The following is a 24979-nucleotide window of genomic DNA, read 5'->3' on the forward strand; positions in this document are numbered from 1 at the left end:
GCCCGGCCCTGAGGAAAAACACGATGAAATACCGCCTGGGCGACGCCCGTGTCGACACCCATCCACAGAGCTGGGTCGCGCCCAATGCCGTGCTGGTGGGCAAGGTCAGACTGGAAGAGGGCGCCAACGTCTGGTTCAACGCCGTGCTGCGCGGTGATAACGAACTGATCCTGATCGGCAAGAACAGTAACGTTCAGGACGGCACGGTGATGCACACCGACATGGGCTTTCCGCTGACCATCGGCACCGGCGTGACCATCGGTCATAACGCCATGCTGCATGGCTGCACCGTTGGCGATTACAGCCTGATCGGCATTAACGCGGTGATCCTCAACGGCGCAAAGATCGGCAAGAACTGCATCATCGGCGCCAATTCGCTGATCGGCGAAGGCAAGGAAATCCCTGATGGTTCGCTGGTGATGGGCTCGCCGGGCAAGGTGGTGCGTGAGCTGACCGAGCCGCAGAAGAAGATGCTCGAAGCCAGCGCCGCACACTATGTGCACAATGCACAGCGTTACGCGCGTGATCTGGTTGAGCAAGAAGAATGAACACACCCGAAAGACCCGTCGCTTCGCCATGCGTGAATATTTGTGCGCTGGATGAGGACGACATTTGTACTGGCTGCCAGCGTACGGTCGCGGAGATCACTCGCTGGGGGCGCATGACCAATGACGAGCGCCGCGTGGTGCTGGGGTTGTGTCATGAGCGGGCGAAGGCGAGTGGCTTGATCTGGATGATTCCTGGAAAATCAGGCGCCTGACCGGCCGCCTTCGCGAGCAAGCTCGCTCCCACATTTGAAATGCATTCCACTGTGGGAGCGAGCTTGCTCGCGAAGAGGCCCGCACAGCCGCTACTTCTTATTGGCCCACAACAATCTCTGAAGTAACCTGTGCGCCAATCTGACAGGTCGCCCCCATGATTTTCCTCATCGCCTACATCAGCAGCGTCGTGCTGATCAATTTCGCCTTCTCCACCGCGCCGCACCTGGACATCATCTGGTCGGCCTGGGGTGGCCTGGTGTTCGTGTTGCGCGACATGGTGCAGGCCCGTTTCGGCCACGGCGCCCTCGTGGCGATGCTGGCGGCGCTGGTGCTGTCTTACGTGACGTCCGATCCATCCATTGCCCTGGCCAGCGCCACCGCGTTCGCGGTGTCCGAAATCATCGACTGGCTGGTGTTCAGCATCACCAAACGCCCGCTGCGCGACCGCTTGTGGATCAGCTCGGCGTTGAGCATTCCCCTCGATACTTTCATCTTCTTCGGCATGATCGACCTGATGACTCCGCCGGTGATCATCACCGCGCTGGCCTCGAAGTTCGCCGGTGTCACCGCCGTTTGGCTGATCATGGCCTGGCGCGAGCGCAAACAGGCTGTCGCCAGCTGAAGCCAAACCCTCGGGTTCATGTAAAATGCCGCGCTTTCTCCCCATGGAAAGCGCGTCTGGCGTTGCTTTCCTCGATGATCCGCTTCTTTGAGGACCTGAGATGACCCGTATCGGAACTCCATTGTCGCCGACCGCGACCCGCGTATTGCTGTGTGGCTGTGGTGAGTTGGGCAAGGAAGTGGTGATCGAGCTGCAACGCCTGGGCGTTGAAGTGATTGCCGTCGACCGTTACGCCAACGCGCCGGCCATGCAGGTTGCCCACCGCAGCCACGTGATCAACATGCTCGACGGTGCTGCCCTGCGTGCGGTGATCGAGGCCGAGAAGCCGCACTTCATCGTGCCGGAAATCGAAGCCATCGCCACCGCCACCCTGGTCGAACTGGAAGCCGAAGGCTTCACCGTGATCCCGACCGCCCGTGCCGCGCAACTGACCATGAACCGCGAAGGTATCCGTCGTCTGGCCGCTGAAGAGCTGGACCTGCCGACCTCGCCGTACCACTTTGCCGACACCTTTGAGGATTACAGCAAGGCCGTTGAGGACCTGGGCTTCCCGTGCGTGGTCAAGCCAGTGATGAGTTCTTCGGGCAAAGGCCAGAGCCTGCTGCGCAGCGCCGATGATGTGCAGAAAGCCTGGGATTACGCGCAAGAAGGCGGCCGGGCCGGCAAGGGCCGGGTGATCATTGAAGGCTTCATCGATTTCGACTACGAAATCACCCTGCTGACCGTGCGCCACATCGGTGGCACCACGTTCTGTGCACCTGTCGGTCACCGTCAGGAGAAGGGCGACTATCAGGAGTCCTGGCAGCCGCAGGCGATGAGCCCGATTGCCCTGGCCGAGTCCGAGCGCGTTGCCAAAGCGGTCACCGAAGCACTGGGTGGTCGTGGTCTGTTCGGCGTCGAGTTGTTCATCAAGGGCGATCAGGTGTGGTTCAGCGAAGTTTCGCCGCGCCCGCATGACACCGGTCTGGTGACCCTGATTTCCCAGGACCTGTCGCAGTTTGCGCTGCACGCACGCGCCATTCTCGGCCTGCCGGTGCCGCTGATCCGTCAGTTCGGCCCTTCGGCTTCGGCGGTGATTCTGGTGGAAGGGCAGTCGACCCAGACTGCCTTCGCCAACCTCGGCGCCGCGCTGAGCGAGCCGGATACGGCGCTGCGTCTGTTCGGCAAGCCAGAAGTCAATGGTCAGCGTCGCATGGGCGTGGCCTTGGCGCGGGATGAGTCGATCGAGGCTGCGCGAGCCAAGGCGACCCGCGCTGCTCAGGCTGTTGTGGTAGAGCTGTAAACCGAGGCGCGTCTATCGCGGGCAAGCCCGCTCCCACAGGTTTTTTGGTTGTGCACGAAATGTGCGATCAACGGAGAACCCTGTGGGAGCGGGCTTGCCCGCGATAGCGATCTGTCAGGCAACCTGATTCAGATCGTTGCCACGCGTTTCCTTCAGGCACAGCACCGCTATCAGGCTAAGCACTGCCGCCGCCGATACATACCCGCCGACATAACTCAAACCGCCCATCGCCACCAGTTTCTGCGCGAAGAACGGTGCCGCCGAGGCGCCGACGATTCCGCCCAGGTTGTAAGCGGCCGATGCGCCGGTATAACGCACGTGAGTCGGAAACAGCTCGGGCAACAGCGCCCCCATTGGCGCAAACGTCACGCCCATCAAGAACAACTCGATGCACAGGAACAGCGCCACCCCCCAGGTCGAGCCCTGAGTCAGCAGCGGCTCCATCAGGAAGCCAGACAGGATCGCCAGCACGCCACCAATGATCAGCACCGGTTTGCGCCCGTAACGGTCGCTGGCCCAGGCGGACAGCGGCGTTGCTGCGGCCATGAACAGCACGGCAAAGCACAGCAATCCTAGGAACGTCTCGCGGCTGTAGCCAAGGGTGGACACGCCGTAGCTCAGGGAAAATACGGTCGAGATGTAAAACAGCGCGTAGCACACCACCATGGCCGCCGCACCGAGCAGGGTCGGCGCCCAATACTGGCTGAACAGCTCGACCAGCGGCACTTTCACCCGTTCCTGACGGGCAATGGCGTTGGCGAACACCGGGGTTTCGTGGAGCTTGAGGCGCACGTACAGGCCGACCATCACCAGCGCCGCACTGAGCAGAAACGGAATCCGCCAGCCCCAACTGCGGAACTGCTCATCGCTGAGGGTCATGGCCAGTGTCAGAAACAAGCCGTTGGCGGCAAGGAAACCAATCGACGGGCCGAGCTGCGGGAACATGCCGAACCACGCCCGTTTGCCTTTCGGTGCGTTTTCCGTCGCCAGCAGCGCCGCCCCACCCCATTCGCCGCCCAGGCCCAGGCCCTGACCGAAACGCAGCACGCACAGCAGAATCGGCGCCCAGGCCCCGATGCTGGCGTAACCCGGCAGCACGCCGATCAGCGTCGTACAGACACCCATCAGCAGCAAAGAAGCGACCAGCGTCGATTTGCGCCCGATACGGTCACCGAAATGGCCGAACAGCGCTGAGCCCAGGGGGCGGGCGAGGAAGGCGATGCCGAACGTGAGAAACGCCGAGAGCATCTGCGCGGTGCCGGACGTCTGTGGAAAGAACACCGGCCCGATCACCAGCGCGGCAGCGGTGGCGTAAACGTAGAAGTCATAGAACTCGATGGCCGTGCCGATAAAACTCGCCGTGGCCACGCGGGTGGCGGAGTTGGTCGGTTGGGCAGGCGCGGTGGCGCTGTAAGCGGTGCTGGTTGTCATGCGGTGATCCCTGACAGTCATGAGCTCCATTGGAGCGAATTATTATGGTCGAGCACCCAGGGATGTGGGATGAGGCGCGGTCGCTGTTTCAGGTAGGAACAGTCGCCGGAATGCAGAGGAAATGGCCGAAACCTTTCGGGTGCGGGGTAAGCACGAGGTTTGGCGGTGCTTGGGTAAGCGGCTTGATTATAGGAAGCGGGCTAACGATCAAACAAGAGGGATAAAAAATCACCGCAATCTGCAGTCCAGTGATTCTGTGGCGAGGTCGCAAGCGCCCTCGCCAAAAAAGCTTTAAACCTTGGCCGGCACCAGGCTCGTATGCCAGATCAACACCTTGCTCACCCGGTTCTCTTCGGTCTCGAGAATCTCCAGGCGATAACGTCCGATCTTCAAGCAAACCGCGCTCTCGGGAATCGTCTCCAACGCCTCGGTCACCAGACCATTCAGCGTCTTCGGTCCATCGCTCGGCAAATGCCAGCCCAGGCATTTGTTCAGCTCACGGATCGACGCGGTGCCGTCGATCACCATCCGCCCATCCGCCTGCGGATGAATGTGCGGGTTGTCGAGACTGTGCTCGCTTTCGAATTCGCCGACGATCTCTTCGAGAATGTCTTCCAGGGTGACGATGCCCAGCACTTCACCGTATTCGTCCACCACCATGCCCAGACGCCGCTGCTGCTTGTGGAAGTTCAATAATTGCAGTTGCAGTGGCGTGCTTTCCGGCACGAAGTACGGTTCGTAACTGGCGGCCAGCAGCGCTTCGCGGGTCAGATCACCGTTGTTCAGCAGATGCCGGATCTGCCGGGTATTGAGCACCGCTTCGACCTGATTGATGTCGCTATGGAACACCGGCAGGCGCGTGCGCTTGTTATGCCGCAGTTGTTCGATGATTTCTTCGATCGAGTCGTCGAGGTTGATGCCGTCGACGTCACTGCGTGGCACCAGAATGTCGTTGACCGTGATGTTGTCCAGCGCATGAATACCCGCAACCGGGTGTGCCCGGACCGGGTGTTCCGGATCGTCATAACGGTCGGCCGGCACTTCATCTTCACTCTGTTGCACCACCTGGGCCTTGCGCACAAACGGCGTCATCAACAGGCCGCTGAGGCGGCTGAACAGCCAGGCGAACGGATAAACGATCTTCAGCGGAACGCCTAACAGGGTATTGCCGAAGGCGAGCACGGCATCGGGGTAGCGTTGGGCAACCGTACGCGGGAAGTAATCGGCAAACACCAGCAGGATGGCACCGGCACCGAGGCACGCCGCCCAAGGGCCGTTTTCTTCACAGAGAAAAATTGCCAGCAACGTGGCAATGACCATCGCGAGGGCGCGGCACAGGGTGTTGCAGAGGATCAGGCTGTCGAGCGGGAAGCTCAGCTTCGCCAGTGGCTTATCGCTGGCACGCGAGGCGGCGCGTTGCGCGAGCAGGTGTTGCTGCGCGATTTCGACGGCGGTAAACAGCCCCGACCACAAAACCAGCAGAACAAATACCGCAAGCATCGGCCCTATGGGCAAACCGTCCATTTATGCCGCCCGTCAGATGTGCAGGATGTATTCACGAACCAGTTTGCTGCCGAAGTACGCCAACATCAGCAGGCAGAAACCGGCGAGCGTCCAGCGAATCGCCTTGTGGCCACGCCAGCCGAGACGGTTGCGGCCCCACAACAGCACGCTGAACACCACCCAGGCCAGGCACGCCAGCAGGGTCTTGTGCACCAGATGCTGGGCGAACAGGTTCTCGACGAACAGCCAGCCGGAAATCAGCGACAGCGACAGCAGCGTCCAGCCTGCCCAGAGGAAGCCGAACAGCAGGCTTTCCATGGTTTGCAGCGGCGGGAAATTCTTGATCAGCCCGGACGGGTGCTTGTGCTTGAGCTGGTGATCTTGCACCAGCAGCAACAAGGCCTGAAACACCGCGATGGTGAACATGCCGTAGGCGAGGATCGACAACAGAATGTGCGCGAGGATGCCCGGCTCTTCATCAATGATCTGCACGGTGCCGGCCGGCGCGAACTGCGCCAGCAGCACGGTCACCGCGCCCAGCGGGAACAGCAGCACCAGCAGGTTTTCCACCGGTATGCGCGAGCAGGCGAGCAGGGTCAGGGCAATCACCGCCGCTGCAATCAGGCTGGAGGCACTGAAGAAATCCAGGCCCAGGCCGATCGGGGTCAGCAGGTGCGTGAGCAGGCTGGCGCTATGGGCGACCACGGCGAGTACGCCGAGGCTAACGAGCAGGCGCTTGTTCGCCTTGGCGCCGGTGGCCAGACGGGTGCTCTGATAAAGGGTCGCAGCGGCATATAGAAGGGCGGCGGCGAGGGTGGTCAGCAAACTGGGTGACAAGGGGAGCATAAATCCTGTTAGGCAAGCCCGAAAGGCGCTGAGTTTGGCATAGAACCGCCATGGCACGAAAGACTCAGGAAGCTGACAGCGAGGTGTCCGCCGGCCGCAGTCTTCGCTATAATCCGCGACCTGCCCACGCCGCAGGCTCGCCGAGCACAAGTTGAATCCGGTCTGGGCCGCCATTATCCCGGTCTACACAGGGCCTGAAAGGATCGCGCAATGTTTGAAAACTTAACCGACCGTCTCTCGCAGACGCTGCGCCATGTCACCGGCAAGGCGAAGCTGACCGAGGACAACATCAAAGACACCCTGCGCGAAGTGCGCATGGCGTTGCTCGAAGCCGACGTCGCCCTGCCGGTGGTCAAGGACTTCGTCAATTCGGTCAAGGAGCGCGCTGTCGGCACCGAGGTGTCGCGCAGCCTGACGCCGGGTCAGGCGTTCGTGAAAATCGTCCAGGCCGAACTCGAAAGCCTGATGGGTGCGGCCAACGAAGACTTGAACCTGAGCGCCGTGCCGCCAGCCGTTATTCTGATGGCCGGTCTGCAGGGTGCCGGTAAAACCACCACCGCCGGCAAACTCGCGCGCTTCCTCAAAGAGCGCAAGAAGAAGTCGGTGATGGTCGTGTCGGCGGACGTTTATCGTCCTGCGGCTATTAAACAGCTGGAAACCCTGGCCAACGACATCGGCGTGACGTTCTTCCCGTCCGATCTGAGCCAGAAGCCGGTCGACATCGCCAGCGCGGCTATTAAAGAAGCCAAGCTGAAATTCATCGACGTGGTCATCGTCGACACCGCCGGTCGCCTGCACATCGACGAAGAGATGATGGGCGAGATCAAGGCGTTGCATGCCGCGATCAACCCGGTCGAAACCCTGTTCGTGGTCGATGCCATGACCGGTCAGGATGCCGCCAACACGGCGAAGGCCTTCGGTGATGCGCTGCCGCTGACCGGCGTGATCCTGACCAAGGTCGACGGCGACGCCCGTGGCGGTGCCGCCCTGTCGGTGCGCGCCATCACCGGCAAGCCGATCAAGTTCATCGGTATGGGCGAGAAGAGCGAAGCGCTCGATCCGTTCCACCCCGAGCGTATCGCTTCGCGGATTCTCGGCATGGGCGACGTGCTCAGCCTGATCGAGCAGGCTGAAGCGACGCTCGACAAGGACAAGGCCGACAAGCTGGCCAAGAAGCTGAAGAAGGGCAAGGGCTTCGACCTCGAAGACTTCCGCGATCAGCTGCAACAGATGAAGAACATGGGCGGCCTCGGCGGCCTCATGGACAAACTGCCGAGCATCGGCGGTGTCAACCTGTCGCAGATGGGCAATGCCCAGAATGCTGCAGAGAAGCAGTTCAAACAGATGGAAGCCATCATCAATTCCATGACCCCGGCCGAGCGCCGTGACCCTGAGCTGATCAGCGGTTCGCGCAAACGCCGGATCGCCATGGGTTCCGGCACCCAGGTGCAGGACATCGGCCGCTTGATCAAGCAGCACAAGCAGATGCAGAAGATGATGAAAAAATTCACCGCCAAAGGCGGTATGGCAAAAATGATGCGCGGTATGGGCGGTATGTTGCCCGGCGGCGGCATGCCAAAAATGTAAGGTGCCCCGTCTCACCCATTCTGCTCGCTTATGGCGAGTGAAATGGGTGAGACAGGACACTAAGACTTCGCCGGTCGTCGCACCGGCGCAGACCCTGCAAGGACGCAGGATCAACAGCAAACCCGCACTCGGCGGGAGCTGACTGGCCGTTTTCATCGACGGCTCTCTATGCAAATCTGCACGGCATGCCATAGGCGCCGGAAAAAGTCATTTGCAAAAGTCCGGATATTCCTTAGAATATGCGGCCTTTCGGGCACCCATGCCCGCTGTGCATTTAGATTTGCAGCACCGACTACAGGAACGATGTTCACATGCTAACAATCCGTCTTGCCCTTGGCGGCTCCAAAAAGCGCCCGTTTTACCACCTGACCGTAACCGACTCGCGTAACCCGCGTGACGGCTCCCACAAAGAACAGGTTGGCTTCTTCAACCCTGTTGCCCGTGGTCAGGAAGTCCGTCTGTCCGTGAACCAAGAGCGCGTTGCCTACTGGCTGAGCGTTGGTGCACAACCTTCTGAGCGCGTTGCTCAGTTGTTGAAGGAATCTGCCAAGGCTGCGGCCTGAGCAATATGAACGCGACGCCTGCTGTTGCCGATGATTTGATCGTTATTGGCAAAATTTATTCTGTTCACGGCGTTCGCGGCGAAGTGAAGGTTTATTCCTTTACTGATCCGACTGAAAACCTGTTGCAGTACAAAACCTGGACGCTCAAGCGCGAAGGCAATGTCAAACAGGTCGAGCTGGTCAGTGGACGCGGGAGCGATAAGTTCCTGGTCGCAAAGCTCAAGGGTCTCGATGATCGTGAAGAAGCTCGTCTTCTGGCCGGTTATGAGATCTGCGTGCCGCGCAACCTGTTCGCTGAATTGACCGAAGGCGAGTACTACTGGTACCAGCTGGAAGGTCTGAAGGTCATCGACACCCTCGGGCAATTGCTGGGGAAAATCGATCATCTTCTGGAAACCGGCGCCAATGATGTAATGGTAGTCAAGCCTTGCGCTGGCAGCCTGGATGATCGTGAACGCCTGTTGCCCTATACGGAGCAATGCGTGTTGGCTGTCGACCTAGCAGCGGGCGAGATGAAGGTGGATTGGGATGCGGACTTCTAAACGTGGCTAATTTGCGCGTAGAAGTGATCAGTTTGTTTCCCGAGATGTTTTCCGCCATTGGCGACTACGGCATCACCAGTCGTGCGGTCAAACAGGGGCTCTTGCAGCTGACCTGTTGGAATCCGCGAGATTACACGACGGATCGGCATCACACTGTGGACGATCGCCCGTTTGGCGGTGGTCCGGGCATGGTGATGAAGATCAAGCCCCTGGAAGATGCTCTGGTTCAGGCCAAGGCAGCAGCCGGGGAGGCGGCGAAGGTGATTTACCTGTCCCCCCAAGGCCGTCAACTGACTCAGTCGGCGGTACGCGAGCTGGCACAATCGGATGCACTGATCCTGATTGCCGGCCGCTATGAAGGCATTGACGAGCGCTTTATTGAGGCTCATGTCGATGAAGAGTGGTCGATTGGCGACTATGTACTGTCTGGCGGCGAGCTGCCGGCCATGGTCCTGATCGATGCGGTTACACGACTGCTGCCTGGAGCTTTAGGGCATGCGGATTCCGCTGAGGAAGATTCCTTTACGGATGGTCTGCTGGATTGCCCGCACTACACCCGACCTGAGGTGTATGCGGATCAGCGTGTTCCCGACGTGTTGCTGAGTGGCAATCACGCGCATATCCGGCGTTGGCGTTTACAGCAGTCCCTTGGTAGGACCTATGAACGACGCGCCGATCTTCTGGAAAGCCGCTCGCTTTCTGGAGAAGAGAAGAAGCTGCTCGAGGAATACATCCGCGAGCGGGACGATAGTTAACAACGTATCGATGGTAGATCCGACGATTTACCTTAGGAGCACAGCATGACCAACAAAATCATCCTTGCACTCGAAGCAGAGCAGATGACCAAAGAAATCCCTACCTTTGCCCCGGGCGACACCATTGTCGTTCAGGTGAAAGTGAAGGAAGGCGATCGTTCCCGTCTGCAAGCGTTCGAAGGCGTTGTAATCGCCAAGCGTAACCGCGGCGTGAACAGTGCGTTCACCGTGCGTAAAATCTCCAACGGTGTTGGCGTAGAACGTACTTTCCAGACCTACTCCCCGCAGATCGACAGCATGGCTGTTAAACGTCGCGGTGACGTACGTAAAGCCAAGCTGTACTACCTGCGCGACCTGTCGGGTAAAGCAGCTCGCATCAAGGAAAAACTGGCTTAAGTCCAGCTTCCGATGCAGAAAAAAGCAGCCTACGGGCTGCTTTTTTGTTGCCCGTAATTTATCCACAGCTTTTTTGTTTCAGGCCAGAACCATGACCACCCGTGACCAGGAAATCCAGCGCCGCACCGAACTTTCGGTAACCCGCGTGACCAAGGCTGTCTTCCCGCCGACCACCAACCACCACAACACCCTGTTCGGCGGCACGGCGCTCGCCTGGATGGATGAGGTGTCGTTCATCACCGCCACGCGCTTCTGCCGGTTGCCGCTGGTGACCGTGTCCACCGACCGCATCGACTTCAACCACGCGATCCCGGCCGGCTCCATCGTCGAGTTGGTAGGACGGGTGATCAAAGTCGGCAATACCAGCCTCAAGGTCGAGGTGGAAGTGTTCGTCGAGAGCATGAGCTGTGATGGCCGCGAGAAGGCAATCCACGGACAGTTCAGCTTTGTCGCCATTGATGATGACAAGCGGCCGGTGCCAGTGCTGCCCGGGTTTGCTGCCTGACCCAGATTAGAGTCGAGCCGTTCGCGAGCAAGCTCGCTCCCACAGGAAGTGTGTCGTTCACAGTTTTTATGTTCGACACGAACCCTGTGGGAGCGAGCTTGTTCGCGAAGGCGTCAGGTCAGGCGCCGCTGGCCTCAGGCTGAATCAACGCGAGCAGCGTCCACCCGGATCCTGGTTTCAAAGCAGTCTCCGGCGTCACCACATGCACCCAGCCGCTGTCATCGCGCATAAACAGCAAAGTCGCACGATTCCCATGCAGCGCCCGGTAATCCTCCCAGCCGAAACCATCGGTCAACGTCGTGCTGTACAGCTCGGCCCCCTGGCCCATCTGGCTGGCCAGTTTCGCGTAGGTCAACGCCTCGCTGCCCAGTTGATTGCCACGATGTTCCAGACTCGCTCGGTGTTTGTCGCTGCGACGGCTTTCATGGCCGCTGGCCAGGCCAAACAGCCGCTGATGGCCGAAGTCGTGGCGAAAGCGCATCGCCGCCAGGGTGTTGAGTTCACCGGAGGGCGACAGCGCCAGCAAATGCCCCAGCCCGACCAGATCCAGATGTGCGTCGGCGTGCTGCGAGGCCGGATTGCCGAAGTAGGTCGGCAGACCTTCCATGCGCGCCGCACGAATGTTTTCCCAGCTCGAATCGGTCAGCAGCACGCGGCTACCCAGTTGCTGCAGTGATTTGCCCAGCGCCCGCGCCGGGCTGTTGGCGCCGACGATCAGGAAACCACTCGGCGCCGGTTCTGCCACCTTCAGCAGGCGGGCCAGTGGCCGAGCGGTGGCGCTCTGCAGAACCACGGTGCCGATGATCACCGCAAACGTCAGTGGTACCAGCAGCAGCGCACCCTCGTGCCCGGCTTCGTCCAGGCGAATCGCGAAAATTGCCGACACCGCCGCCGCCACGATCCCGCGCGGAGCGATCCAGCACAGCAAGGCGCGCTCGCGCCAGTTCAGGCTGGAGCCAGCGGTACTCAGCAGTACGTTCAGCGGGCGCGCGATCAGTTGAATCACCAGCAGAAGGATCAGCACCAAAGGGCCGAGGCCGATCAGTGCATTCAGATCCAGACGGGCCGCCAACAAGATGAACAGCCCGGAAATCAACAGCACACTGAGGTTTTCCTTGAAGTGCAGAATGTGCCGCACATCCACGCCCTTCATGTTGGCCAGCCACATGCCCATCAGCGTCACCGCCAGCAGGCCGGACTCGTGCATCACTTGGTTGGCTGCAATGAAAATCCCCAGCACTGCCGCCAGCGACGCGAGGTTATGCAGATACTCCGGCAGCCACTGGCGACGGATGATGGTGCCGAGCACCCAGCCACCGACAATCCCGAACACGCTGCCGCAGAGAATCACGCCGCCGAAAGTCAGCAGGCTCTGCTTGAGCCCCTGGCCCTCGCCGCTGGCAATGATGAAGCTGTAGACCACCACGGCGAGCAGGGCGCCGATCGGGTCGATGACGATACCTTCCCAGCGCAGAATGTTGGCGATCGACGCTTTGGGGCGCACCACCCGCAACATCGGCACGATCACCGTCGGGCCGGTCACCAGTGTCAGGCTGCCGAAAAGGATGGCGAGCAGCCAGTCGAAACCGAGTAGAAAATGCGTGGCGACGGCGATCACTACCCAGGTGGCGAGGGCGCCGATGGTCACCAGACGATGCACGACGCTGCCGATCTCGCGCCATTCAGACAGATGCAGGGTCAGGCTGCCCTCGAACAGGATCAATGCCACCGCCAGCGACACCAGAGGCATCAGCAGCGGTCCGAACATTTCCTGCGGATCGAGCCAGCCGAGTACCGGTCCCGCGAGAATCCCGGTCAGCAACAGAAACAGAATCGCCGGCAGCTTCAAGCGCCACGCCAGCCACTGACAGCCCAGCGCAGCAGCGCCAATCCCGCCGAATGCCAAGAGAATTTGCTGCTCGTTCATTGAAGCTCCCTGTTCCTTGAAATAGCGGGCTATGAAAGACTAGCGCCCATTCCTACAGTTCACTCTACATTTGCGCGCAATCCCCGAGGTTGCGTGTCTTGAGCGCCCATGCCTGCTATTGACCATCCGCTGATTGACCAATTCCTCGACGCTTTATGGCTGGAGAAGGGCCTGTCGGAAAACACCCGCGGCGCCTACCGCAGCGACCTGGCGCTGTTCAATGGCTGGCTGCAGGCGAAAAACCTCGAGCTGATCAACGCCGGTCGTGAATTGATCCTCGACCACTTGGCCTGGCGTCTGGAGCAGAACTACAAACCACGTTCCACCGCGAGATTTCTCTCCGGTGTGCGTGGCTTTTATCGTTATTTGCTGCGGGAAAAGCTGATCAGTGTCGATCCGACATTGCGCGTCGACATGCCACAACTTGGCCGACCGCTGCCCAAATCCCTGTCCGAAGCCGACGTGGAAGCCTTGCTGAAGGCGCCGGATCTGAGCGAAGCCATCGGCCAGCGTGATCGCGCCATGCTTGAAGTGCTCTACGCCTGCGGGCTGCGGGTGACCGAACTGGTGAGCCTGACGCTGGAGCAGGTCAACCTGCGCCAGGGCGTGTTGCGGGTGATGGGCAAGGGCAGCAAGGAACGGCTGGTGCCGATGGGCGAGGAGGCGATCGTCTGGGTCGAGCGTTACATGCGCGATGGCCGTAGCGAGCTGCTCGGTGGCCGGCCCAGCGATGTGCTGTTCCCCAGCCAGCGCGGCGAACAGATGACCCGCCAGACCTTCTGGCATCGCATCAAGCATTGGGCCAAGGTCGCCGGGATTGGCAAGTCGCTGTCGCCGCACACCTTGCGTCACGCATTTGCCACGCACCTGCTCAATCACGGCGCGGATTTGCGCGTGGTGCAGATGTTGCTCGGGCACAGCGACCTTTCCACTACGCAGATCTACACTCACGTTGCCCGCGCCCGCCTGCAGGACCTGCACGCCAAACACCACCCGCGCGGCTGATGAAATCTCCAATGGTGGAGTGTGTACCTGTGGTGAGGGGATAAATCCCCTCGCCACAATAATGTGTGTCAGTTGGCCTTGAGTGTCTTGTGTCAGGCGCATTCGGCCACCGTGACCTTATGTGTTAGGCTTTGCCGGTTTGCACGATGGACGGTTATGACCCGGTGTTCCGGCACGGGCGTTCTGACCGCTTCATTTGTCCGCCTTCAGGAGTTCTCATGCGTCTGACCCAGATTTTCGCCGCCGCAGCCATTGCGTTGGTCAGCACCTTTGCCGTCGCCGATGACGCGGCCGACAAAGCCATTCGTCAAAGCCTGGAAAAACTCGAACTCGAGGTTCCGGTAGAAAGCATCAGCGCCAGCCCGTTGCCGGGCATGTATGAAGTCAAGCTCAAGGGCAGCCGCGTGCTATACGCCAGCGCCGATGGCCAGTACATCGTTCAGGGCTATCTGTTCCAGCTCAAGGACGGCAAACCGGTCAACCTGACCGAGAAGACCGAACGCCTGGGCATCTCCAAACTGGTCAACGCCATCCCGGTGGCCGAGACTGTGGTGTACCCGGCCGTGGGCGAGACCAAATCGCACATCACCGTGTTCACCGACACCACCTGCCCGTACTGCCACAAGCTGCACGCCGAAGTGCCCGAGCTGAACAAGCGCGGCATCGAAGTGCGTTATGTGGCCTTCCCGCGTCAGGGCCTCGGCTCACCGGGTGACGAGCAGTTGCAAGCCGTGTGGTGCTCGAAAGACAAGAAAGCCGCCATGGACAAAATGGTCGATGGCAAGGAAATCAAGGCCGCCAAGTGCGAGAACCCGGTTTCGAAGCAGTTCGCCCTCGGTCAGTCGATCGGCGTGAACGGCACACCGGCCATCGTTTTGGCCGACGGACAAGTCATTCCGGGCTACCAGCCGGCGCCACAAGTCGCCAAACTGGCCTTGGGCGCGAAGTAATTCGCATCGTCACGGTCAGCCGTTGACGATCATGGTCCGGCAGCAGCATCGCCGGGCCATCAATAGAGGGCCGCGAGCACGCGGTTGTTTTCCGGCCGACCCAGCGTCGGCCGTTTTATGGGGAGTTCACAGTGAATCCGGTCAAAGTAGGCATCTGTGGGTTAGGGACCGTCGGTGGCGGTACCTTCAACGTACTTCAGCGCAACGCCGAGGAAATTGCTCGTCGTGCCGGGCGTGGGATCGAAGTGGCACAAATTGCCATGCGCACGCCAAAGCCTCAGTTCCAGACGACCGGTATTGCGATTACCACCGATGTCTTCGAAGTGGCCACGAACCCTGAGATCGACATCGTCATAGAGCTGATGGGCGGCTACACCGTTGCCCGCGAGCTGGTACTCAAGGCCATCGAGAATGGCAAGCATGTGGTCACCGCGAACAAGGCTCTGATTGCCGTTCACGGTAATGAAATTTTCGCCAAGGCACGCGAGAAAGGCGTGATCGTCGCGTTCGAAGCGGCGGTGGCCGGTGGCATTCCGGTGATCAAGGCGATCCGCGAAGGCCTGTCCGCCAACCGCATCAACTGGGTTGCCGGGATCATCAACGGCACCGGCAACTTCATCCTCACCGAAATGCGCGAGAAGGGCCGTACCTTCGAAGACGTGCTGGTCGAAGCGCAGGCGCTGGGTTATGCCGAAGCCGATCCGACCTTCGACGTCGAAGGCATCGACGCCGCGCACAAGCTGACGATTCTGGCGTCGATCGCGTTCGGTATTCCGCTGCAATTCGACAAGGCTTACACCGAAGGCATCACCAAACTGACCACCGCTGACGTGAACTACGCCGAAGCGCTGGGCTACCGCATCAAGCACCTCGGTGTGGCTCGCAGCACTGCGGCCGGTATCGAGCTGCGCGTACACCCGACGCTGATCCCGGCCGATCGTCTGATCGCCAACGTCAACGGTGTGATGAACGCGGTGATGGTCAACGGTGATGCCGCCGGCTCGACCCTGTTCTACGGCGCTGGCGCCGGCATGGAGCCAACCGCGTCGTCGGTGATCGCCGACCTGGTCGACGTGGTTCGCGCCATGACCTCCGACCCGGAAAACCGCGTGCCGCACCTGGCCTTCCAGCCGGACTCGCTGTCGGCCCATCCGATCCTGCCGATCGAAGCCTGCGAAAGCGCGTATTACCTGCGCATTCAGGCCAAGGACCATCCGGGCGTACTGGCTCAGGTGGCGAGCATCCTCTCGGAGCGCGGCATCAACATCGAGTCGATCATGCAGAAGGAAGTCGAAGAGCAAGACGGTCTGGTGCCGATGATCCTGCTGACCCACCGCGTGGTCGAGCAGCGTATCAACGATGCGATCGCCGCCCTCGAGGCGCTGGCCGGCGTGAATGGTCCGGTTGTACGGATCCGCGTCGAGCACCTGAACTAAACAGAAGCAGCTGCAAGCTTCGAGCTGCAAGTGGCAAGAGAAAAGCGGTCTGGCTTTTACTTGCAGCTTGTAGCTCGCAGCTTGAAGCTCAAACCGAAGGTTTGAAAACATGCGTTATATCAGTACCCGCGGCCAGGCACCGGCCCTGAATTTCGAAGACGTCCTGCTGGCCGGTCTGGCCACCGATGGCGGTCTGTACGTCCCGGAAAACCTGCCACGTTTCACCCAGGAAGAAATCGCTTCCTGGGCCGGCCTGCCGTATCACGAGCTGGCTTTCCGCGTCATGCGCCCGTTTGTCACCGGCAGCATTCCTGACGCCGATTTCAAAAAGATTCTCGAAGAAACCTACGGCGTGTTCTCGCACAGCGCCGTCGCGCCGCTGCGTCAACTGAACGGCAACGAATGGGTGCTGGAGCTGTTCCACGGCCCGACTCTGGCGTTCAAGGACTTCGCCCTGCAACTGCTCGGCCGCCTGCTCGACTATGTGCTGGAAAAACGCGGCGAGCGCGTTGTGATTGTCGGCGCCACCTCCGGTGATACCGGTTCGGCTGCCATCGAAGGCTGCAAGCACTGCGAAAATGTCGACATCTTCATCCTGCACCCGCACAACCGCGTGTCCGAAGTGCAGCGTCGGCAGATGACGACGATTTTCGGTGAGAACATCCACAACATCGCCATCGAAGGCAACTTCGATGACTGCCAGGAAATGGTCAAGAACAGCTTCGCTGACCAGAGCTTCCTCAAAGGCACGCGTCTGGTGGCGGTGAACTCGATCAACTGGGCGCGGATCATGGCCCAGATCGTCTACTACTTCCACGCCGCCCTGCAGTTGGGCGGCCCGGCGCGTTCGGTGGCGTTCTCGGTGCCGACCGGTAACTTCGGCGACATCTTCGCCGGTTACCTGGCGCGCAACATGGGCCTGCCGATCAACCAGTTGATCGTCGCCACCAACCGCAACGACATCCTGCACCGCTTCATGAGCGGCAATCAGTACGTCAAGGAAACCCTGCACGCCACGCTGTCGCCGTCGATGGACATCATGGTCTCGTCGAACTTCGAGCGCCTGCTGTTCGACCTGCACGGTCGCAACGGTGCAGCGATCGCCGGGCTGATGGATTCGTTCAAGCAGGGTGGTGGTTTCAGCGTCGAGCAAGAGCGCTGGACTGAAGCCCGCAAGCTGTTCGACTCGCTCGCCGTGGATGACGCGCAGACCTGCGAAACCATCGCTGAAGTCTACGAGCAGTGCGGCGAAGTGCTGGACCCGCACACCGCGATCGGCGTCAAGGCCGCCCGCGAATGCCGCCGCAGCCTGGACATTCCGATGGTGATTCTGGGCACCGCTCACCCGGTGAAGTTCCCGGATGCGGTAGAGAAAGCCGGTGTAGGAAAAGCGCTCGAACTGCCTGCACATCTTTCTGATTTGTTTGAGCGAAATGAACGCTGCACCGTTCTGCCAAACGAGCTGAAAGCCGTACAGGCCTTTGTCAGCCAGCATGGCAACCGCGGCAAGCCGCTTTAAGCCAGTAAAAGCTGTCACATTTTGAAGCCCGTCTCCTGACGGGCTTTTTTGTTTCTGCTGCCACACTGTTCGGGTTTTCACCCACGAAGGACGGGTGAGTCGATCACGAAGGAAGTGGCAATGCTGTTTTATAGAGGTTTGAAACCGGCACTGGGCTGGATGTTGTTGTTTGGATTACTGGGGTTGATGCGTTGCAGTCTGGCGGCGCAGTTGGCGCTGCACGAAGAGGTCGCGGCATTCAATGTTCAACCTGTGGAACTGGATGCCCGCGAGCGCCAATGGATTCACGAAAACCCTCGGGTAACGGTGGCATCGGTGCAATATCCGTTGTACCTGTTTCAGGATGAACACGGGCAATGGAGCGGTTTGAACAACGACGTGCTCAAACGCGTCAGTGCGATGACCGGGCTGCAGTTTGTGCATCAGGAGTCGTTCTCCACCGACCACCTGCTTGAGCGACTGGAGAGCGGGGCGGCGGACATCAGCACGACGTTGGCCATGAGCGACGAGCGCAAGGTGTTTCTGGATTTCAGCCATGCCTTCGGTGGCGCAGGCTGGGTGTTCGTCGGCCACATCGGCGCGCCGCGGGTGGAATCGTTCGAGCAGTTGGCCGGACGTGTCGTTGTGCTGCCGGCCCGGCATGCTCTGGAAGACCTGATTCGGCGTGATTTCCCGCTGATCACAGTGCGTTCGGTCAAGACGTACGCCGAAGCCCGCGCACTGGTCGAGAGCGGCGAAGCCTATGCCACCATCGAAAATGAAATCGGGGCGCAGCTCTATCCCTTGGGATTGCTCAGGGTGGGCGGGCTGCTGGAAGGCAAGTGGGAAGCTGATCATCTGGCGGTGCGCAAGGGCATGCCGGAGCTACTGAGTATTCTCAATAAGGCACTTGAGGCGTTTCCCGCGACCGAGTTACGGGCCATTCGCCTGAAATGGCTGGAGGGCGTTGCACCTGTCCCGGAGCAGTCGATCTGGCAGCGGATGATCGAATGGGGCTGCTGGGTGATGGGCGGGTGGAGTATTTTCGGTCTGTTGTCGCTGGTGTGGAACCGGCGCCTGACGGCGGTGATCAAGTTGCGCCGCGAGGCCGAGAAGGATCTGGGCGATCAACTGGCGTTTCAACACGCGCTGATCGACTCCATGCCTGACCCGATGTTCGTCCGCGATCTGCAAGGGCGTCTGATCATGTGCAACCGCAGCTATGAAGAAGCGCTTTCGGTTCGCCAGGATCAAGTGCAGGGCCGCTTGCTGTTCGAAGTCGATGCGTTGCCCGAAGCGACGGCCTCGATGCTGCACGACGAGTTCATGGTGCAATTGCGCACGCGCAAGTCACGTTTCAGCAAACGGCAATTGCAATTCAAAAATGGCCCGCGTGAGGTCTATCAGTGGACTGTGCCGTTCTACAGTGCCGACGGCCAGTTGCGCGGTCTGTTGGGCGGCTGGACCGATATCACCCAGCGTAGGACGGAAAGCGGATGCCGATGTCCGCACTGAGGATTAGGAAATGTCCTATAGGACGCGACTACTTTTCCGATGGGAGGCTTAAGACGACTGCCCTAGAGTGAACGACAACTGCGGTGAGAGTCCGCGATTGTCGCTTTAGAGGTCGCCTATGCGCTCGCTTAAAATCCTGATTCTTGAACCCAATCCGTTTCAACTGATGGCGTTGCATCAAATGCTCAACGTCATCGGCATCTATGACGTTCTGACCGCGCCGTCGCTGGCATCGGCCTTGTGTTCCCTGGGGCATCGCGGCGCGGTCGATATCGCCATCTGCGATCCGCAGCTCAAGGGTGGCGATGGCCTGGCCCTGATCCATCATCTGGCGCAACAGGATCAAGCTCGGGCTTTGATCCTGCTGGGGGCGGTCGCATCGAGTGTGTTGGGCGATCTTGAACGCTTGCTGTGCGAGCATCGCCTGCGAATGCTGGGGTGCCTGCAAACACCGGTCTCGGCGGTGCTGATGAGAGGTTTGCTGGACCGTTATCTGCTCGCGCCCATGGCGGCGCGGGCCTGAAGCGTACGGTTATTTTTCTGTCATCTTCACCGTGCATGCTCTGACAGACCGGTAACGCTTCCAGGGATGGAGCAACCGGCAGGCAGAACTTTCTTCTCGGGCCGGTGGTCATTTACTGTGGACATGCCCCAGACACAATGTTTTCGGACTATTGAGTGGAGATCGAGATGGAAAGTATCAGTCTATTGCTCGGTGAGGCTCTGAGCCCGTATCAGGTTTCGTTGTCTGCAAGCGGCGCCCGTGGCGAATGCCGGGTGACCTTGAAGAACAGCAACGGCGCAATTGTGGTGGAACGCGAATTCAATCAGGCGCAGTTGAGCGACAAGCGCCTGCTGACGGATGTGGTCGATGGTCTGCACCGTGACGTTCTGATCGCCGAAGGGCGCCTGGAACCCTGTGTCATCGCGGCATTGCGCAACGCAGCACTGGACAAGCGTCCGGCACTCTGAAGATGAAATATTTTTTGTGGGAACCTTCCTGCATCCCTGTCAGTCAGACCCCATAACAGCAGGATCAAGCATTGTGCTCCGGTGCTTGTCGCTTGCTGCTACGGGTCCTTTGTAGACCACGTTTAACCCCGAGTCGTCTCCCCACTTCTCGGGGTTTCTTTTGTCCGGCGTTTGCCTAATGGGTCGCCTGCTGCTCGAAAAAGACACGGGCCTGCTCCAGATAATCAGCCTGTCGCTCGGGATCGAGCCACGCCGCGTAGAGCTGATTCAGATGCGCGTGGGGCAGGGTGCGCAACAGTTGGTTGATTTCACTGATCGCCTGACGTCCCTGAGTCGTGTCGGAACAGGCGACGTAACCCGAGAGATATTTCCCGGTGCCCTGGATGGGGTAGAACGCCAGATCGTCCTCGGCGATCTTCGCCTGTTTCGCCTGATAGCGGATTTCCGGCCAGTAACCCAGCACCACCTGCAATCGGCCCAGACGCTGCATCGACAGCAGATTGCTCAGCGCCTCGTTACCGTAATGGGGGGTCAGCGCACCGCTGTGGGCTTGATGGAGTATGTTGTCGATGAACTCGCCGTAGCTGCGTTCAGCGACCACGCCGACCTTTCTGTCGGTGGCGGCCAACAGCGCCGACAGGTCGACCTCGCCGCCCACCAGATAGGGTTCGAGCAGCGAACGGTCTTGCTGACGAACCACCAGACCATTGCTCACCACGCGTATCGCCGGGATCGAATACACGACCCATTGCGCGCGGTCCTTGTTCCACAACAGCGCGGGGTCACAGGCAAAAGGGTTTTCGTGCAGCATCTGCAGGCCACGGGCGCGATTGACCCGCATCAGCGTGTGTTCGTATTGCGGCAGGCCGGCGATCAGCAGCGGCATCAATTGATCGATCACGCCCTGGTCCTTTTTCGGGCCTTCTAATATCGTCAGGGGCGGCAGGTCGCGCAACAACCAGATCAGCGTCGGTTTGGCCTGCGCTGCGGTCGACACGGCCAGCAGAAACAGCAGGCCGAACAGGCGCCACGTCCACCAGTGATGGGCGCGGTTGGCCTCAGATGTCTGCTGGCGTTTCAGCTTAAATGGCTCCGTCTTCGCGCAACCGGGCGATCTGTTGCTCGTCGTAGCCAAGGTCGTGGAGTACCTGCGCGTTGTGTTCACCGAGCTGTGGCCCGACCCATTCGGAAGAGCCCGGTGTCTCAGAGAGTTTCGGCACGATGCCCGGCATCTTGAAGTCCTTGCCGTCCGGCAGCTTGGCGTGCAGGAACATTTCCCGCGCCAGGTACTGCGGATCGTTGAACATGTCTTCGGCGCTGAAGATCCGGCTCGCGGGCACCTCGGCCTGATTGAGCAGGTCGAGCACCGTTTGCAGCGGTAACGAATTGACCCAGCGATCGATCACCCCATACAACTCGTCGCGACGATTGTCGCGTCCGTCGTTGCTCGCCAGTGACGGGTCATTGGCCAGATCGTCCCGGCCAATGATCATCATGAAGCGCTTGAAAATGGCATCGCCGTTGGCGCCGATCTGCACATGCTTGCCGTCGGCACTGGTGTGAATCGACGACGGTGTAATGCCCGGCATGATGTTGCCGGTGCGCTCACGGATGAAACCGAACACATCGAACTCCGGGACCATGCTTTCCATCATGGCGAAGATCGCTTCATATAGCGCCACATCAACCACCTGGCCGAGGCCACCGTTGACCTCGCGATGACGCAGCGCCATCAGTGCGCCGATCACACCCCACAGCGCGGCAATCGAATCGCCGATGGAAATCCCGGTGCGCACCGGTGGCCGGTCCTCGAAACCGGTGATGTAGCGCAACCCGCCCATGGACTCACCGACTGCGCCGAACCCCGGCTGATCCTTCATCGGTCCGGTCTGACCGAAACCCGAGAGGCGCACCATCACCAGTTTCGGGTTCAGCGCGTGCAGGGTTTCCCAACCCAGCCCCAGTTTCTCCAGAACGCCGGGGCGGAAATTCTCGATGAGAATGTCGGCTTCGCCGAGCAATTTCTTCAGGATGGCCAGGCCGTCGGGATGCTTGAGGTTCAGCGTCAGCGACTTTTTATTGCGCGCCTGCACGAACCACCACAGCGACGTGCCTTCGTACAACTTGCGCCATTTGCGCAAGGGATCACCGCCGTCCGGCGACTCGATCTTGATCACGTCGGCGCCGAATTCGCCGCAAATGCGCGAGGCAAACGGCCCGGCAATCAACGTACCCAATTCAATGACTCTCACACCGCTGAGCGGTTTGTTGGCGAACGGCATACAGAATCCTGTAGGACAAGGCTGAGCAGATACAGCGTTTTAACATAGCCGGCTGTCAGACGCCGCAGCTTGATCGCCATCAATTCGATGATTGCCTACCGCATCGGTTAGACTTGCCGACTTTCCTCGTATCAAGAAGCCCGTTCATGGCCCAGCCTTCGACCACGTACAAGTTTGAACTGAACCTCACCGACCTCGACCGCAACATCTACGAGAGCGTCAAGCAGACCATCGCCCGTCACCCTTCGGAGACCGAAGAGCGCATGACCGTGCGGCTGCTGGCCTACGCCCTCTGGTACAACGAGCAGTTGTCGTTCGGTCGTGGTCTGTCGGACGTGGATGAACCTGCGTTGTGGGAAAAGAGCCTGGACGACCGTGTCCTGCACTGGATCGAAGTCGGCCAGCCGGATGCCGATCGTCTGACCTGGTGCTCGCGTCGCACCGAACGCACCAGCCTGCTGGCGTACGGCAGCCTGCGCGTCTGGGAAACCAAGGTGATCCCGGCGATCAAGAACCTGAAAAACGTCAACATCGCCGCCGTGCCGCAAGAGGTGCTGGAGACCCTGGCCAAGGACATGCCCCGCGTCATCAAGTGGGACGTGATGATCAGCGAAGGGACGATCTTCGTCACCGACGACCGTGGTCAGCACGAAGTCCAGTTGCAATGGCTGCAAGGTGAGCGCGGCTGATCCTGCGCCGCCACCGGATTAAACCCACGTATTCAAGAGAAGTTTCTGTCACCCCATGCGTATCGAACCTCGTCAGCTGCCCGCCACTCTGCCTTTTCTCGGTGATATTCCACCGCTGTTGACCCGCCTGTACGCCGCGCGGGGCGTGCAGTCCGAGGCCGAACTGGATAAGAGCCTGGCGCGCTTGATCCCGTTCCAGCAACTCAAGGGCATTGATGCGGCGGTCGACTTGCTGGTGACGGCACTGGAGCAGCGCCAGCGCATTCTGATCGTTGGCGACTTCGATGCGGACGGTGCGACCGCCAGTACCGTGGGCATGCTCGGGTTGCGCCTGTTGGGCGCGGCGCATGTCGATTATCTGGTGCCGAACCGCTTCGAATACGGCTATGGCCTGACCCCGGAAATCGTCGAAGTCGCCCTGACCCGCGAGCCGCAGTTGCTGATTACCGTCGACAACGGCATCTCCAGTGTCGAAGGCGTGGCCGCTGCGAAAAAGGCCGGGCTCAAGGTCTTGATCACTGACCACCACTTGCCCGGCGATGAACTGCCGCAGGCCGATGCGCTGGTCAACCCGAACCAGCCGGGCTGCGAATTTCCGAGCAAGGCGCTGGCCGGCGTGGGCGTGATTTTCTATGTCCTGATGGCCTTGCGTGCGCGCCTGCGCAGCCTCGGCTGGTACGAGAGCCAACCACAACCGAATATCGGCGAACTGCTCGATCTGGTGGCGCTGGGCAGCGTTGCCGACGTGGTGCCGCTGGATGCCAACAACCGGATTCTGGTGCATCAGGGCCTGGAGCGGATTCGCGCCGGGCGCGCACGGCCGGGGATCAAGGCGATCCTTGAAGTGGCCAAGCGCGACGCTGCACGTATTACGTCCACCGACCTCGGTTTTATCGTCGGCCCGCGCCTGAACGCGGCGGGGCGCCTGGACGACATGAGTCTGGGTATCGAATGCCTGCTGACCGCCGACGCCAACCGCGCTCGGGAAATGGCCGCGCAACTGGACGGCATGAACCAGGATCGCAAATCCATCGAGCAGGGCATGCAGCGCGAGGCGCTGGCCCAACTCAAGGACTTGCCGGTGGAGTCGATGCCGTTCGGTCTGTGCCTGTTCGATCCCGAGTGGCACCAGGGCGTCATCGGTATTCTCGCGTCGCGGATGAAAGAGCGTTATTTCCGTCCGACCATTGCCTTCGCTGATGCCGGTGACGGTCTGCTCAAGGGCTCCGGGCGTTCTGTGCAGGGCTTCCATATTCGCGACGCCCTGAGCGTGGTGGCGGCGCAGCATCCGAACCTGATTGCCAAATACGGTGGTCACGCCATGGCGGCCGGCCTGACCTTGCCACAGGAGAATTTTGCGCTGTTCGCCGAGGCATTCGATGCTGAAGTGCGTCGGCAACTTCGCGAAGAAGACCTGACCGGGCGCATGCTGTCGGACGGAACACTGGCGGTTGAGGAATTCCACCTCGAACTGGCCCGTGCCTTGCGCCATGCCGGGCCTTGGGGCCAGCACTTCCCGGAGCCGCTGTTCCACGGCGTATTTCAGCTGGTCGAGCAGCGTGTGGTGGGTGAGCGGCATCTGAAAGTTGTGCTGAAAAGCGAGTGCGGTTCGGTGAAGCTCGACGGCATTGCCTTTGGTATCGACCGCGATGTCTGGCCGAATCCGACCATTCAATGGGTTGAACTGGCCTACAAGCTCGACGTCAACGAGTTTCGTGGCAACGAGACCGTGCAACTGATGATTGCCCACATCGAACCGCGCTGACGCCATTCGCGAGCAAGCCCGCTCCCAGCTGGTGTAGGAGCGGGCTTGCTCGCGAAGGCCGACTTTCACACACAGAATTACTCTGAACCCTGCCTCCTCCTCAGTTGTCGACTAGGCTCTAAGCACTGCTTGATTGGCCTTGTGACG

Annotated in this window: 25 protein-coding genes; 19 read left to right on the top strand and 6 right to left on the bottom strand. The window is 60.2% G+C overall.

Annotated elements, in window-relative coordinates; all coding sequences use genetic code 11:
• Window positions 1–23: 23 nt before the first annotated feature.
• From PseuLF5_RS07135 to purT, 4 genes are all read left to right on the top strand, one after another.
• Entirely contained in the window at window positions 24–548 is a 525-nt protein-coding gene (locus PseuLF5_RS07135; RefSeq protein ID WP_186745029.1) for a gamma carbonic anhydrase family protein, read from the top strand.
• Entirely contained in the window at window positions 545–760 is a 216-nt protein-coding gene (locus tag PseuLF5_RS07140; RefSeq protein WP_123464933.1) for a DUF1289 domain-containing protein, read from the top strand. The genes PseuLF5_RS07135 and PseuLF5_RS07140 overlap by 4 nt, the downstream gene beginning before the upstream one ends.
• Before the next feature lie 155 nt (window positions 761–915).
• A complete protein-coding gene (locus PseuLF5_RS07145) occupies window positions 916–1383 on the top strand; it encodes a VUT family protein (protein ID WP_128615564.1) in 468 nt (155 codons plus the stop codon).
• A 100-nt stretch (window positions 1384–1483) separates the two neighbouring features.
• Complete coding sequence (purT, locus tag PseuLF5_RS07150) at window positions 1484–2665, top strand: formate-dependent phosphoribosylglycinamide formyltransferase (protein ID WP_102900595.1); 1182 nt, start codon at window positions 1484–1486, stop codon at window positions 2663–2665.
• A 114-nt stretch (window positions 2666–2779) separates the two neighbouring features.
• On the opposite strand, the gene PseuLF5_RS07155 is transcribed toward purT, so the two are convergent.
• From PseuLF5_RS07155 to PseuLF5_RS07165, 3 genes are all read right to left on the bottom strand, one after another.
• Window positions 2780–4096 (bottom strand): MFS transporter, encoded by a 1317-nt coding sequence (locus tag PseuLF5_RS07155; RefSeq protein ID WP_128615563.1) that lies wholly within the window; start codon window positions 4094–4096, stop codon window positions 2780–2782.
• 291 nt (window positions 4097–4387) lie between these two features.
• Complete coding sequence (locus PseuLF5_RS07160; protein WP_123464943.1) at window positions 4388–5620, bottom strand: transporter associated domain-containing protein; 1233 nt, start codon at window positions 5618–5620, stop codon at window positions 4388–4390.
• 12 nt (window positions 5621–5632) lie between these two features.
• Complete coding sequence (locus PseuLF5_RS07165; RefSeq protein WP_123464945.1) at window positions 5633–6445, bottom strand: cytochrome C assembly family protein; 813 nt, start codon at window positions 6443–6445, stop codon at window positions 5633–5635.
• A gap of 210 nt (window positions 6446–6655) precedes the next feature.
• Here PseuLF5_RS07165 and ffh point away from each other — a divergent pair, with 210 nt between their 5' ends.
• From ffh to PseuLF5_RS07195, 6 genes are all read left to right on the top strand, one after another.
• Complete coding sequence (ffh, locus tag PseuLF5_RS07170; protein ID WP_123464947.1) at window positions 6656–8032, top strand: signal recognition particle protein; 1377 nt, start codon at window positions 6656–6658, stop codon at window positions 8030–8032.
• A gap of 311 nt (window positions 8033–8343) precedes the next feature.
• The gene (gene rpsP / locus PseuLF5_RS07175) at window positions 8344–8595 is read left to right on the top strand and encodes a 30S ribosomal protein S16 (protein WP_003198088.1); all 252 of its coding nucleotides are present in this window, start codon (window positions 8344–8346) and stop codon (window positions 8593–8595) included.
• 5 nt (window positions 8596–8600) lie between these two features.
• On the top strand, window positions 8601–9137 hold the full coding sequence (gene rimM / locus PseuLF5_RS07180) for a ribosome maturation factor RimM (protein ID WP_085688896.1): 537 nt from the start codon (window positions 8601–8603) through the stop codon (window positions 9135–9137).
• A 2-nt stretch (window positions 9138–9139) separates the two neighbouring features.
• A complete protein-coding gene (gene trmD, locus PseuLF5_RS07185; RefSeq protein ID WP_090281920.1) occupies window positions 9140–9892 on the top strand; it encodes a tRNA (guanosine(37)-N1)-methyltransferase TrmD in 753 nt (250 codons plus the stop codon).
• Window positions 9893–9937: 45 nt separating this feature from the next.
• Window positions 9938–10288, top strand: coding sequence for a 50S ribosomal protein L19 (gene rplS / locus PseuLF5_RS07190; protein WP_003175895.1), 351 nt, complete (start codon window positions 9938–9940; stop codon window positions 10286–10288).
• 91 nt (window positions 10289–10379) lie between these two features.
• Window positions 10380–10793 carry an acyl-CoA thioesterase gene (locus tag PseuLF5_RS07195; protein WP_041063151.1) on the top strand — a complete coding sequence of 138 codons (414 nt, stop codon included), beginning with the start codon at window positions 10380–10382 and terminating at the stop codon, window positions 10791–10793.
• A 118-nt stretch (window positions 10794–10911) separates the two neighbouring features.
• On the opposite strand, the gene PseuLF5_RS07200 is transcribed toward PseuLF5_RS07195, so the two are convergent.
• Window positions 10912–12720, bottom strand: coding sequence for a cation:proton antiporter (locus PseuLF5_RS07200; protein WP_340133287.1), 1809 nt, complete (start codon window positions 12718–12720; stop codon window positions 10912–10914).
• A gap of 108 nt (window positions 12721–12828) precedes the next feature.
• Here PseuLF5_RS07200 and xerD point away from each other — a divergent pair, with 108 nt between their 5' ends.
• From xerD to PseuLF5_RS07235, 7 genes are all read left to right on the top strand, one after another.
• Window positions 12829–13725 carry a site-specific tyrosine recombinase XerD gene (xerD, locus tag PseuLF5_RS07205; RefSeq protein WP_267799559.1) on the top strand — a complete coding sequence of 299 codons (897 nt, stop codon included), beginning with the start codon at window positions 12829–12831 and terminating at the stop codon, window positions 13723–13725.
• Window positions 13726–13943: 218 nt separating this feature from the next.
• Entirely contained in the window at window positions 13944–14675 is a 732-nt protein-coding gene (dsbC, locus tag PseuLF5_RS07210) for a bifunctional protein-disulfide isomerase/oxidoreductase DsbC (protein ID WP_064120585.1), read from the top strand.
• A gap of 131 nt (window positions 14676–14806) precedes the next feature.
• Window positions 14807–16111: a homoserine dehydrogenase gene (locus PseuLF5_RS07215; protein ID WP_123464955.1), complete on the top strand. Its 1305-nt coding sequence runs from the start codon at window positions 14807–14809 to the stop codon at window positions 16109–16111.
• Window positions 16112–16220: 109 nt separating this feature from the next.
• Window positions 16221–17630 carry a threonine synthase gene (gene thrC / locus PseuLF5_RS07220; RefSeq protein WP_123464957.1) on the top strand — a complete coding sequence of 470 codons (1410 nt, stop codon included), beginning with the start codon at window positions 16221–16223 and terminating at the stop codon, window positions 17628–17630.
• 120 nt (window positions 17631–17750) lie between these two features.
• Window positions 17751–19124, top strand: a complete 1374-nt coding sequence (locus PseuLF5_RS07225) for a transporter substrate-binding domain-containing protein (RefSeq protein ID WP_186745045.1) — start codon at window positions 17751–17753, stop codon at window positions 19122–19124.
• 118 nt (window positions 19125–19242) lie between these two features.
• Window positions 19243–19647: a response regulator gene (locus tag PseuLF5_RS07230; protein WP_340133288.1), complete on the top strand. Its 405-nt coding sequence runs from the start codon at window positions 19243–19245 to the stop codon at window positions 19645–19647.
• A gap of 167 nt (window positions 19648–19814) precedes the next feature.
• Window positions 19815–20096: a DUF3509 domain-containing protein gene (locus tag PseuLF5_RS07235; protein WP_123464963.1), complete on the top strand. Its 282-nt coding sequence runs from the start codon at window positions 19815–19817 to the stop codon at window positions 20094–20096.
• Between the two features lie 175 nt (window positions 20097–20271).
• Here PseuLF5_RS07235 and PseuLF5_RS07240 read toward each other — a convergent pair whose 3' ends face one another.
• Window positions 20272–21231, bottom strand: coding sequence for a TIGR02285 family protein (locus tag PseuLF5_RS07240; RefSeq protein ID WP_411353413.1), 960 nt, complete (start codon window positions 21229–21231; stop codon window positions 20272–20274).
• Complete coding sequence (locus tag PseuLF5_RS07245) at window positions 21179–22378, bottom strand: CaiB/BaiF CoA transferase family protein (RefSeq protein WP_340133289.1); 1200 nt, start codon at window positions 22376–22378, stop codon at window positions 21179–21181. The genes PseuLF5_RS07240 and PseuLF5_RS07245 overlap by 53 nt, the downstream gene beginning before the upstream one ends.
• A gap of 146 nt (window positions 22379–22524) precedes the next feature.
• Between PseuLF5_RS07245 and PseuLF5_RS07250 the strand changes: the two genes are divergently transcribed.
• Together PseuLF5_RS07250 and recJ are read left to right on the top strand one after the other, a co-directional pair.
• Window positions 22525–23067, top strand: a complete 543-nt coding sequence (locus PseuLF5_RS07250; protein ID WP_340133290.1) for a YaeQ family protein — start codon at window positions 22525–22527, stop codon at window positions 23065–23067.
• Window positions 23068–23122: 55 nt separating this feature from the next.
• Window positions 23123–24832 carry a single-stranded-DNA-specific exonuclease RecJ gene (recJ, locus tag PseuLF5_RS07255; RefSeq protein ID WP_123464969.1) on the top strand — a complete coding sequence of 570 codons (1710 nt, stop codon included), beginning with the start codon at window positions 23123–23125 and terminating at the stop codon, window positions 24830–24832.
• The last annotated feature ends 147 nt before the right edge of the window (window positions 24833–24979 follow it).

The organism is Pseudomonas sp. LF-5 (assembly GCF_037626295.1).
In the GTDB taxonomy this organism is placed as follows: Bacteria; Pseudomonadota; Gammaproteobacteria; order Pseudomonadales; family Pseudomonadaceae; genus Aquipseudomonas; species Aquipseudomonas monsensis.